Annotated in this window: 13 protein-coding genes; all 13 read right to left on the bottom strand. The window is 44.1% G+C overall.

The window, feature by feature from the left end:
* A partial coding sequence (gene ureG, locus L4D09_RS18090) for an urease accessory protein UreG (protein WP_428458915.1) occupies positions 1 to 526 on the bottom strand: 526 nt, incomplete at its 3' end.
* Positions 527 to 536: 10 nt separating this feature from the next.
* Positions 537 to 1,220, bottom strand: a complete 684-nt coding sequence (locus tag L4D09_RS18085; protein WP_428458914.1) for an urease accessory protein UreF — start codon at positions 1,218 to 1,220, stop codon at positions 537 to 539.
* A 13-nt stretch (positions 1,221 to 1,233) separates the two neighbouring features.
* Positions 1,234 to 1,848, bottom strand: a complete 615-nt coding sequence (locus L4D09_RS18080) for a HupE/UreJ family protein (protein WP_428458913.1) — start codon at positions 1,846 to 1,848, stop codon at positions 1,234 to 1,236.
* Between the two features lie 99 nt (positions 1,849 to 1,947).
* The gene (ureE, locus tag L4D09_RS18075) at positions 1,948 to 2,442 is read right to left on the bottom strand and encodes an urease accessory protein UreE (protein ID WP_428458912.1); all 495 of its coding nucleotides are present in this window, start codon (positions 2,440 to 2,442) and stop codon (positions 1,948 to 1,950) included.
* 8 nt (positions 2,443 to 2,450) lie between these two features.
* Complete coding sequence (gene ureC, locus L4D09_RS18070) at positions 2,451 to 4,154, bottom strand: urease subunit alpha (RefSeq protein WP_428458911.1); 1,704 nt, start codon at positions 4,152 to 4,154, stop codon at positions 2,451 to 2,453.
* On the bottom strand, positions 4,155 to 4,535 hold the full coding sequence (locus L4D09_RS18065) for an urease subunit beta (RefSeq protein ID WP_428458910.1): 381 nt from the start codon (positions 4,533 to 4,535) through the stop codon (positions 4,155 to 4,157).
* Between the two features lie 20 nt (positions 4,536 to 4,555).
* Positions 4,556 to 4,858, bottom strand: coding sequence for an urease subunit gamma (gene ureA, locus L4D09_RS18060; RefSeq protein ID WP_428458909.1), 303 nt, complete (start codon positions 4,856 to 4,858; stop codon positions 4,556 to 4,558).
* 81 nt (positions 4,859 to 4,939) lie between these two features.
* Positions 4,940 to 5,905 (bottom strand): urease accessory protein UreD, encoded by a 966-nt coding sequence (locus tag L4D09_RS18055; protein ID WP_428458908.1) that lies wholly within the window; start codon positions 5,903 to 5,905, stop codon positions 4,940 to 4,942.
* Entirely contained in the window at positions 5,902 to 6,597 is a 696-nt protein-coding gene (gene urtE / locus L4D09_RS18050; protein WP_428458907.1) for an urea ABC transporter ATP-binding subunit UrtE, read from the bottom strand. The genes L4D09_RS18055 and urtE overlap by 4 nt, the downstream gene beginning before the upstream one ends.
* 2 nt (positions 6,598 to 6,599) lie before the next feature.
* On the bottom strand, positions 6,600 to 7,511 hold the full coding sequence (gene urtD, locus L4D09_RS18045; protein WP_428458906.1) for an urea ABC transporter ATP-binding protein UrtD: 912 nt from the start codon (positions 7,509 to 7,511) through the stop codon (positions 6,600 to 6,602).
* The gene (gene urtC / locus L4D09_RS18040) at positions 7,508 to 8,638 is read right to left on the bottom strand and encodes an urea ABC transporter permease subunit UrtC (protein ID WP_428458905.1); all 1,131 of its coding nucleotides are present in this window, start codon (positions 8,636 to 8,638) and stop codon (positions 7,508 to 7,510) included. The genes urtD and urtC overlap by 4 nt, the downstream gene beginning before the upstream one ends.
* 3 nt (positions 8,639 to 8,641) lie before the next feature.
* A complete protein-coding gene (urtB, locus tag L4D09_RS18035; protein WP_428458920.1) occupies positions 8,642 to 10,312 on the bottom strand; it encodes an urea ABC transporter permease subunit UrtB in 1,671 nt (556 codons plus the stop codon).
* Between the two features lie 83 nt (positions 10,313 to 10,395).
* Positions 10,396 to 11,682, bottom strand: coding sequence for an urea ABC transporter substrate-binding protein (gene urtA, locus L4D09_RS18030; protein WP_428458904.1), 1,287 nt, complete (start codon positions 11,680 to 11,682; stop codon positions 10,396 to 10,398).
* Between the last annotated feature and the right edge of the window lie 348 nt (positions 11,683 to 12,030).

Below are 12,030 nucleotides of genomic sequence, written 5' to 3'. Positions count from 1 at the left end.
TGTCAGGCCTCATTCGAGCAGTATCTTGCTCCATAACTTCTAGCGATGCACCGACATAAGGCGCCAGATCGATTTTATTAATAATAAGTAAGTCAGAACGCGTGATCCCTGGCCCTCCTTTTCGCGGAATTTTTTCACCCTCAGCGACATCAATAACATAAATGGTTAAATCCGCTAATTCCGGGCTAAACGTCGCGCTGAGGTTATCACCTCCACTTTCTACAAAGACAACATCAAGATTCTTATGCCTCATTGCTAGCTCTTCTACCGCTGCGAGGTTCATCGACGCATCTTCTCTTATTGCTGTATGCGGACAACCGCCTGTTTCAACCCCAATGATTCTATCGGCATCTAATGCTTTTGCCTTTGTTAGTATTTTTGCATCTTCTTGGGTATAAATATCATTAGTAACAACCGCTATATTGTATTGGTCACGTATCGCTTTACATAACACTTCAAGCAGTGCCGTTTTACCTGATCCAACTGGACCACCAACGCCAATTCGTAACGGTGATTTATATGTCATTCTCTTTTCCTTAAGATCGATATAGTCTTGTATATTGAGTTTCATGACGGCTACTCGCGATAGCTTGTGCAGGCGTAAAACTACCCACTTCATGATCCTCGACCAAATAGGAGGCCTCTATTGCATTCGGTAATAATTCCGAGACCGACAACATGAGCTTTTGCCCGTCGGTTTGTCCGAGCGGTATTAATTTAATCCCCGCAGTTGTTGCGTTTTCCAACCAACTCCAAAGGTAGCCCGCACATAAGCTTTTAAGATCGATGCGCCATGAGTGAGCCGCTAACGCAAAACAGGCAAGCTGGTTGGCTTCAACGTGCTCAATGGCATCCGGAGAAAAATGGTTATCTAACTGCTTAAGTAACCTAGCCGTCGCTTTACCTCTTTGGATCTCTTCGAGCCTTAACTCTTTCGTTTCTCGACTTGCATATAGCCATTGGTTCCACATTTCTAATGACGGTTTATTTTCAGATGCTATAGCATGGAAAGCTCGCTGTAATATCGGCAACTCTAATGTCACTAAGCTGTGGTGAAGTATATCCACCAGCCACTGCTCTAAACTTGCCCTGTCTTTTACCCAACCATTTTCAATCGCCCACTCTAAACCTTGCGAATATGTAAATGCGCCTATTGGTAAAGAAGGACTAATGAGTTGATAGAGGCGAAAGTCAGGCAGTGTTGATTTTCCTGCCTGCATATTATTTTCCTCACTAACTCGCAAGCAGTAACAGCACAGTACCACTTGTTGCCAATAAAGCACTTTGCCATTTCGGGCTAATATATAGTGCTAAGCGGTAACCGCATAAAATGATCGCGGTAGCCGCCAAAGCCATACCTGAAGCAAAAACGGCAAGACTTACACCACTGGCTTCCAACCCATGCGCCCAGCCATGAAATAGCACCAAAAGAACTGCGGCAGAAGATATCAACGTCGATACTTTCGCTGTCTTAACTTGTTTTTGATATACAGCCAAAGCGGCTATAAATATTGAAGCAATAATAAGCAGTTCAATGCCAGTAACAAACCCTGTTGCCGCTCCCAGCCCCATACCGGCCACCATGCAGATCACAGCCATTACCATAAAATGTTTTTGCTGTGCCTGCGGTTTATATTGCATAGCAATAAACCCAACAGCTAATAGCATGATCAAATGATCAAAACCTGTTATTGGATGGACTAAGCCAGCCCAAAATGAGTCAAGCATTCCCGTACTATGGTGACTATGACCAGGGTGAGCATAAACAGAACTAGAAGCTATTAAGCCTAAAAATGCGAATAATGTCTTCTTGAATACTGTGCCTTGGCGAAATAGAAAATGGATCATAGAAAGTCCTTTTATATAGCGGCGTCATGCCAAAAAATAATTAAAATATTCTTAATAAATAGGTGTACTAATAACTAGGTGCACTAATAGATAAGTGCATTAATGCGTGTGACTGTAATCGTCACTTTCATGATGCGAATGACTATGGCCGCCACCTTGTGTGCCACCATAAGCCCCATCTTCTGGTTCAAACGGCGCAAGTTCTGATGTTACCGAAGCACCCAAGCCTTCAACCATCGCATCTAAAACATGATCATGCTGATAGCGCACCCATTCAGGGGTGATTTGCAACGGTACATGACGATTACCTAAGTGATAACAAACCCTTGCCATTAGATGAGAGTCATGACAATAAATAGTCGACACTTGCTCATCGGCAGCACGGACTTGAACCTTCACCCCCTGCTCACTGACTAATACATCACCGTGGCGAAGTGTTTTCCCCCTAGGAAGAAATAACCCACCATCAGAGCCATCATCTAGGGTAACTTTTAACCGGCTTTTTATTCTGGCATTAATTGGTAAACTCAACGTTAGTGATAATTCCGTATTTTTGGCGTCTTCAGCCAATATAATTTTTGTTAGTACAATCATGTCTTCCCCTAAAATAGAAAATATCGTTGCGCCATCGGTAATACTTCTGCAGGCTCACATACCAACAACTCTCCGTCGGCTCTTACTTGATAAGTTTGGGAGTCAACTTCAATCTTTGGCTGCCAGTCATTCAGCAACATATCGGCTTTACGAATTGTGCGGCAATCTTTAGCAACACCAATCAAGCTCTTTAACCCAAGTTCTTCATTCACACCGCGTGATTTGGCCTCTCCAGACAAAAATAACATCGAAGTGCTTTGCACTGCTTTTCCATAACTGCCAAACATCGGTCGGTAATGCACCGGCTGTGGCGTTGGAATCGATGCATTAGGATCACCCATTGGTGCTGCAGCAATCATGCCACCCTTGACTATTGCACTGGGTTTAACGCCAAAAAAAGCAGGCTTCCACAATACAAGATCTGCTAACTTCCCAATTTCGACCGAGCCCACTTCGTGACTAATTCCATGCGTTATTGCGGGATTTATGGTGTATTTGGCAACATATCGCTTCAGGCGGAAGTTATCACTATAGCTTGTATCTTGCGGCAAACTGCCTCGCTGTACTTTCATTTTGTGGGCTGTTTGCCAAGTACGAGTGATCACCTCACCAACCCGCCCCATGGCTTGTGAATCAGATGCAATCATTGAAAACGCACCCAAGTCATGAAGAATATCTTCTGCAGCAATGGTTTCTCGACGAATTCGAGATTCGGCGAAAGCAACATCTTCAGCAATTGAAGGCGACAAGTGATGGCATACCATCAACATGTCTAAATGTTCATCTACCGTATTAATGGTATACGGCCGAGTCGGATTGGTTGATGAGGGCAACACATTTGATTCACCACAGGCGCGGATAATATCGGGAGCATGTCCACCACCAGCCCCCTCGGTATGATAGGTATGAATAACCCGATCACCGATAGCAGCTAAGGTTGATTCAACAAAACCAGATTCATTTAGCGTGTCAGTATGAATCGCAACTTGCACATCGGTCTCATCTGCAACCGTCATACAGTTATCAATTGAGGCAGGAGATGTACCCCAATCTTCATGCAACTTCAAACCAATAGCACCGGCTGCAACTTGTTCGTGCAATGCTTCAGGTAAGCTCGCATTACCTTTCCCTAATAAACCAAAATTCATTGGAAATGAATCCAGAGATTCAAGCATGCGATGTATATTCCAAGGTCCAGGGGTACAGGTTGTAGCATTTGTACCAGTCGCAGGCCCTGTTCCCCCACCAATCATTGTTGTCACACCAGAACAAAGCGCTTCTTCAATTTGCTGTGGGCATATGTAATGGATATGGGAATCTATACCACCAGCTGTGATAATGGATCCTTCACCCGCCATAATCTCAGTGCCGGGGCCAATCACAATATCAACACCAGACTGCACATCTGGGTTACCAGCTTTACCGATTGCACTAATACGGCCATTTTTGATGCCAATATCAGCTTTAACAATCCCCCAATAATCAAGGATTACCGCATTAGTAATCACTAAGTCTGGCGTGTGGGATGACGGAAGCTGGCTTTGTCCCATTCCATCACGAATAACCTTACCACCACCGAATTTCACTTCATCGCCATAACGAGTGAAATCTTTTTCAACTTCAAGCCAAAGCTCGGTGTCTGCTAACCTAAGTCGGTCTCCGGTTGTTGGGCCAAACATTTCACCATAGGCCTGACGCGATATTGTTGCCATTTAGCACTCCACATCCTTGTTTAATCCGTTCTTATCTTTATACGATGAGACGGTATCCATTACTTTGCCTTGAAAACCATAAATAGTTTGCGTACCGCCAAAGCTAACGAGTTCCACTGTTCGACTTTGACCAGGCTCAAAACGTGTAGCTGTCCCTGCTGCAATATTGAGTCTGTACCCCAACGTGCTTTCTCTATCAAAACTCAGGGCATCATTCGCTTCGAAAAAGTGATAATGAGAGCCAACCTGAATCGGCCTATCACCGAGATTTGCGACTTTGATTGTAACTATTGGCAAACCGACATTGAGTTCAATGTCGCCCTGAGCAGATTGTAATTCACCAGGTATTATTGGCGTTGTTTGTTTTTTTTCCTGTGTCATAACCCTATCCTTAAAATGACTTAAACAATGGGGTCATGAACAGTTACTAGCTTCGTACCGTCTGGAAACGTCGCTTCAACTTGTACATCATGGATCATCGAGGGTATCCCCTCCATAACATCATCAACGCCAAGAATTGTACGGCCAAAATCCATTAACTCAGCGACAGTCTTTCCTTCTCGTGCCCCTTCTAAAATGGCAGCACTAATTAAAGCGACAGACTCTGGATAATTAAGTTTTAATCCCTTTTCTTTTCGCCTTTCAGCCAATAACGCTGCGGTAAATAGCAGTAATTTGTCCTTTTCTCTTGGTGTTAATTCCATTTATTTAACGCTCCTAACCGCTTTATGCCTGTGTGGCTATTTATCTATACCTGTGTGGCTCTGTGTCGGTGCATATATGCACTATGTCGCCCAAATTCTTGGCGCATTTGGAGAGTGACCAAACCAATGCATTCTTACCTCTTGCCATACTTGCGAGAAAAGCGCCATCATTGGCTCGCTGTGATGACCCAAAGCCCGAATAACCAATACTCGGTGTTTCTCGCTTAATGAAGTGATTTCAGTGACACCAACCACTCCATCACTCCCTTTTAGGTATGTATTATTCTTATTTAGCAACTCTTGTACCAAGTTGCATAAATCATCGGTTGAACCCGTTACAATCATGGTCCCTGTCATTGGGTAGTCTCGTAATCCGGCGCTTTTTTGGTGCAAATCCCCACCTTGAACATTCAATTGTTCCGCTAAAATCAGCTCATTACCCACTTTCAAGCGAGTACAACCGACAACACTCCCCATAGTGAAGCCCTCTTTTAGTGCAGGCCGCCCAAAACAGTGCAACTCCCAACCTATAAATCGCCCCCCTTCCTCGACGTTTATTTCAGTATCCATACGTACATTGGCGTTTGGGAAATATATATTTTCTTGCGGTAGCCACTCTAAAAGTCCATTTTCTTTTACCGTCAACAGCTGCTTTTGATGTGCGTAAATCGCATCGGAACGGTAAAATTTTGTTGCGCCTGGTGTGGTCACCAAAGCATGAGCCTGAGCCTGTACTTCGGTGCTGATTAACAGCTTATCGCCTCCAACAACACCACCAGGAGGATGAAGTAGGTATACATGACAAATTCCAGCTTCTGGGTACAACGGCCGCTGTACCGCTAAGGGGCCATGCTGTTTGCGATGCTTTAAAATTGTCTTGCTATTAAGGCTGTTGGTGGAGGCGGCGAAGCCTAACTCAAGCTTCGCGCGCCACCCTGCTTGCTCATTTAATACAGCAGCTGTTGGCTTAGATCTCACCGATGCAATATCAAACTCTGAAAGAGAAGAACATGGGCGTTCGGCGACAGGGGCAGCATCATGACTCATACCGTGAGGTACTCCTTTACTAACTGGTCTGAAAGATTTTCCATTTCACCGTTGGCGACGACTCTACCTCTATCCATCAGGCAGAAGTTATCACCAACCTTTCTAGCAAAAGGCAATTTCTGTTCCACAAGTAACACAGTTAGACCAAGCTCTTGATTGAGCTTACAAATAATATCTCCAATCTCTTGTACAATATTCGGTTGAATACCCTCTGTCGGCTCATCGAGGATCAATAAGCTTGGGTCAATCACCAGTGCCCGCCCGATTGCCAACTGCTGCTGCTGACCACCAGACAAGTCCCCACCACGACGGTGTCGCATCTCTTTTAGCACAGGGAAAAGATCGTAAATATGTTCAGGGATTTTTCGATCGCCTCTTGGGCGAATGGGTAAACCAATTTGCAGGTTTTCTTCTACGGTGAGCAAAGGAAAAATTTGACGCCCCTGCGGTACATAACCAATCCCCTGCCTTGGTCGGCTCTCAGCTGAACGCGTTGCGATGTTTTCGCCACGAACGAGTATTTCACCTTCCTTTATCGTTTGAAGCCCCATAATGCACTGAAGCAATGTTGTTTTACCGACCCCATTTCGCCCCATTAATACTGTGCACTTTCCTTTCGGTATCGTTAAATCGAGATCCCACAGAGTGTGGCTTTGTCCATAAAATTGATTAAGTCCTTTGATTGCCAGCATGATCACTCTCCGAGATAAACTTCTTTAACTTTTGGGTTGGATTGGATATCAGCCATGTTACCTTCGGCGAGGACATGCCCTTGATGGAGTACCGTCACTGTAGAAGCAATGGAGCGAACGAAATCCATATCATGTTCAACGACCACGACTGAATGCTCACCAGTCAATGAATTCAACAGCTCTGCCGTGCGATCCATTTCTTGATGCGTCATGCCTGCAACTGGCTCATCAACCAACAGAAGCTTTGGCTTTTGCATCAGTAGCATTCCAATTTCCAGCCATTGTTTCTGACCATGAGATAAATTTCCGGCGAGTAACTGCGCATGATCTTGTAAGCCAATGAGTGACATCACACGGTTAATTTCATCGCGTTGCTCACTATTTAATTGCGCTCTAAATACTCCCCAGACGCTACGCACCCCCACCATTGACAGTTCTAAGTTGTGCCAAACAGATAGACATTCAAAAACCGTCGGTTTCTGGAATTTACGGCCAATACCTGTATTGGCAATTTCAGCCTCATCCATTTTTAACAGATTAATTTTCGAGCCTAACCACACTTGGCCTGTATCTGGCCGAGTTTTTCCGGTGATAATATCCATCATGGTTGTTTTACCTGCGCCGTTAGGGCCGATAATGCACCGCAGCTCGCCTTCTTTGATATACAAGTTCAGGTCATTAATTGCCTTAAAACCATCAAATGACTTATTAACCCCTTCTAAATACAACAACACGTTGTGTCGGGTATCTATTAATGGGTTTGCTTGTGGCTTTAAAAATTCAAACACCTCATCGCGTTTAACAAATTGAGACACTGAATGGCGCAGTGAATTTGGAAACAATGAACTTGTAGTTGCTACTTGAGGCTTATCCGCATTCTTTGCGGGTGACAACGTCGTGTTTAACGAATTCATGCTGCCACCTCCTTCTGTGGTTGGGGTTGTGGTTGGGGTTTCGTTTTCTTAGCCGTCAATTTTTCAACTAAGCCAATGACACCTTTGGGTAAGAAAATCGTTGCGAGAACAAACAGACTACCCAGCACGAACAACCACACTTCTGGAAACTCAATGGTGAACCAACTCTTTGCGTAGTTGATGAGCAACGCCCCAACCACGGCACCAAAGAGTGTTGCTCGCCCACCCAGTGCGACCCACACAACAATTTCAATTGAGTTTAGAGGCGCAAATTCTCCCGGATTGATGATGCCAACCTGCGGGACATAGAGCGCTCCCGCAATACCGGCAATCACAGCAGAAAGAACAAAGATCCAAAGCTTGAATTTATCGACGTTATAACCAATAAACCTCACTCGAGATTCTGCATCGCGCGTGGCAATGGCAACCTTACCCAAGCGGCTGGCAATCACTGCGCGACAAGTCAGATAGCAGAGACTCAATGCCAATACGGTTGCGACAAATAACCCAATTCGGGTTGATTGTGCTTGAAGGCTAAAACCGAGAATTTCTTTGAAATCGGTTAATCCGTTATTACCACCAAAGCCCATTTCATTGCGAAAAAAAGCCAGCATCAAAGCAAAGGTCAGTGCTTGGGTCATAATTGATAAATACACACCTGATACTCGGGAGCGAAATGCTAAGTAGCCAAAGCCCCACGCCAAAATACCCGGCACTAATACCACCATCAAACAGGCAAACCAGAACATATCAAAGCCTTGCCAAAACCAAGGGAGCTCAGTCCAATTCAGGAACACCATAAAATCAGGCAAAATGGGATCGCCATATACACCACGATCCCCCACTTGACGCATTAGATACATCCCCATTGCGTAGCCACCGAGAGCAAAAAATGCGCCATGACCAAGACTTAATATGCCGAGATATCCCCAAACGAGATCCACAGCCATCGCTAATAAAGCGTATGTCAGGTATTTGCCAAGCAACGAGATAGTGTAAGTTTCAACATGCAAGAAATGACCTTGCGGCACGAGTAGGTTTAGTGCAGGAATAACTAACCCTGCCATCAGCAGTAATATCAACAGCAGTTGACCACCACGATCATCTTTTAAAATTGAGCGAAACATTAATTAGCCCTCCACTGCACGACCGCGCTGTGGAAATAATCCACGAGGGCGCTTTTGAATAAACAGAATAATGAAAACAAGAACAAGTATTTTTGCTAATACAGCTCCTGCCCAAGGTTCTAATATTTTATTAAACATTCCGAGAGTAAGCCCCGCGACAAGCGTGCCCCATAAATTACCTACACCACCAAATACCACGACCATAAATGAATCGATGATATAGCTCTGTCCCATATTCGGGCCCACATTCGTTAGCTGGGATAACGCCACACCTGCCACGCCTGCAACACCTGAACCTAAACCAAACGTCATAGCGTCAACCCATTCGGAGCGTACACCCATCGCCTTAGCCATCGAGCGATTTTGCGACACAGCACGGACTTGCAAGCCTAGCGGCGTTTTCTTCAATACCAATACTAAAGCTGTGAAGACCATTAAACAGAAAATAACGATATAGAGGCGGTTATAAGTCAGCGATAACATTGGATTAATTTCAAGCATCCCTGTCATCCAATCTGGTGTAATTACTGAGCGGTTTAGAGGAGAAAAAATACTGCGTACTGCTTGCTGCAAAATCAGGCTAATACCAAACGTAGCCAATAACGTTTCTAGTGGGCGCCCATATAGAAAGCGGATCACTCCCCGTTCAATAGCAATACCGACTAAACCTGAAACAATAAAGGCTGCTGGAATGGACACCGCGAGTGATAAACCGATGTGATTGGGCATTAACTGCTGTATTACATAAGTGGTATAAGCGCCAAGCATAATTAGCTCGCCGTGCGCCATATTGATAACCCCCATTACCCCGAATGTAATGGCAAGGCCAATACCAGCAAGCACCAGTACAGAACCTAAGCTCAAACCAAAAAACAGCGTTTCAGCAACATCATAAACCCGTTGGCTCTGCTGATAACTGACAATCGCTTGTTCTAACTGTTTGACAAAGACTGGATCGGGCGCGGCTTTCGCCTGTTCGACATCAAGTGCCGAATTAATGGCTCTAAATACCGTCGGCTCTAAAGAGTCAGATAATATTTCTATTGCTTGAGAGCGCAATTCACCATTATTAGACTTCAGCTGATCCATCGCTAAAATAAGCGCAAGATATTCTTTTACTTGCGACGATACTTCAACTGGGTACGCCGCTTTAACAAGACTAATTACAGCCGAACTACTATTACCTAGTAAACTCTTTGCCGCAGCTAATCGCTGTATTTCTGATTCAGAGCCTAGATGAATTTTGGCAATCCCTAATCGAATTACTGAGCGAAGGCGATTATTCAACCCTACTTTTCTGAAGTCTCGCTTATTCTCCACCTCTACTTGAGTCGTATCAAATAATCGAATCGCAAGCTGGCCTTGCTCTAAGCTATCAATGAAATAGATTTGATTATTCTTGCGATGGTAATAAACTTCGCCAGCTAATAAGCCTGTGAATAGTTGTTCACTCTGAGCAGGCTGAGTTTTAATYACCCACTCAATAGCTTGTTGTTTCTTCACAAAATTTCTTTGTGATAACTGTTTTTCTACTCCCTGAAAATCATTAACCGTAGCGTTTGTAACGAAGGGGAAAAACCCAACTAAACAGAGCGCGACCATAAATAGTCGACTTAACGCTCTACGAAACGTTGATATCTCCCCAATAAGGCTGCACCAATTTTTAATTATCATCATTTGTCTTCCATGAAAAACACAAATACTCGGCACTTATCTTTGATAAGCGCCGACGTTAATTAGAATTAACTTAATTATTTTTATTTAGAGCCAGTGCATTTACCTGTAACGACATTAAAGCTGCCGCACTCTAATGGCTTCAGCCAGCTAGCGTAAAGATCTTTTGAGCCAGGAAGGTAGCTCGACCATGCATCACCCGCGACGACGCCCGTTGTTTCCCACACCACATCAAACTGGCCGTCGTCTTGAATTTCACCCAGTAATACTGGTTTAGTGATATGGTGGTTTGGCATCATAGTGGCGTAACCACCAGTCAAGTTAGGAACGGTGATGCCAATAATCGCCTGTTGCACTGCATCGGAATCGGCGGTTCCCGCTTTCTCAACAGCCTGTGCCCACATATTGAAGCCAATGTAGCTTGCTTCCATTGGGTCATTGGTTACACGGCTGTCATCCTTGATAAATGCTTGCCATTTTTCGACAAAATCGAGATTTTCATCGGTATCAACGCTCATGAAGTAGTTCCACGCAGCTAGGTGTCCAACCAACGACGATGTATCCATCCCTGAGAGTTCTTCCTCACCGACAGAGAATGCCACAACGGGAATGTCTTCTGCCGACACACCTTGTGAAGCTAATTCTTTATAGAACGGTACGTTTGCATCACCATTAATGGTTGAGACAACAGCGGTTTTCTTGCCTTCAGCACCAAACTTTTTAATATCAGAAACAATAGACTGCCAATCGGAATGGCCAAATGGTGTGTAGTTGATCATGATGTCACTTTTAGCAACACCTTTTGACTCTAGGTAGGCTTCAAGAATCTTGTTCGTTGTACGAGGGTAAACATAGTCTGTACCTGCCAGTACCCAACGTTCAACCTCTAGCTCATCCATCAAGTAATCAACCGCAGGAATAGCCTGCTGGTTTGGCGCTGCACCTGTGTAGAACACATTTTTTGAGGATTCTTCACCTTCATATTGAACGGGGTAGAACAACAAACCATTAAGCTCTTCAAATACAGGTAACATCGATTTACGCGATACTGATGTCCAACCACCAAAGACCACATCGACCTTCTCTTTTTCGATTAACTCACGCGCTTTTTCAGCAAATAAAGGCCAATTTGAGGCAGGGTCAACAACAACAGCTTCAAGTTTCTTTCCTAGCAGGCCACCTTTGGCATTTTGGTCTTCAACTAGCATCAATATAGTGTCTTTCAATGTCGTTTCACTGATGGCCATCGTGCCAGACAATGAATGAAGAACCCCTACCTTGATGGTTTCCTCAGCTGCTATAGCCTGAAAGGATAAAATTAATGATGCCGCTGCACCAACGACTGCACTTTGTAACGCCTTGTTAGACATACCAATATACTCCTTTAGAATAATTATTCTTGATAGAGCAAACATCAGGCCAGTTTTACAAACCTGATACAAAATTCATTTAAACCATTATATTTCAGCACGTTAAACAAAGTATAAGTCCGTGTAAATATCAGAAAACCAAAAATGTATGCTGTATTATCGTGCATACATCTTCAATGGTGCACCAAATCCAAACGCGAGTGCACTGTTTTAATACGGGCCTATTTTTTATTGCACTACAATTTCTCATTCCTCTCGTTTCATCGTTATAAATGCATTTCAAATTAATAAGCATCGGCTATATTTACAATGGCTTAGATGCTTATGTTGAATGAAAATTGCGCAACA

Origin of the sequence: Photobacterium makurazakiensis, assembly GCF_050336715.1 — a bacterium.
Taxonomy (GTDB): domain Bacteria; phylum Pseudomonadota; class Gammaproteobacteria; order Enterobacterales; family Vibrionaceae; genus Photobacterium; species Photobacterium makurazakiensis.
This window is presented reverse-complemented; position numbering and strand designations above follow the sequence as displayed.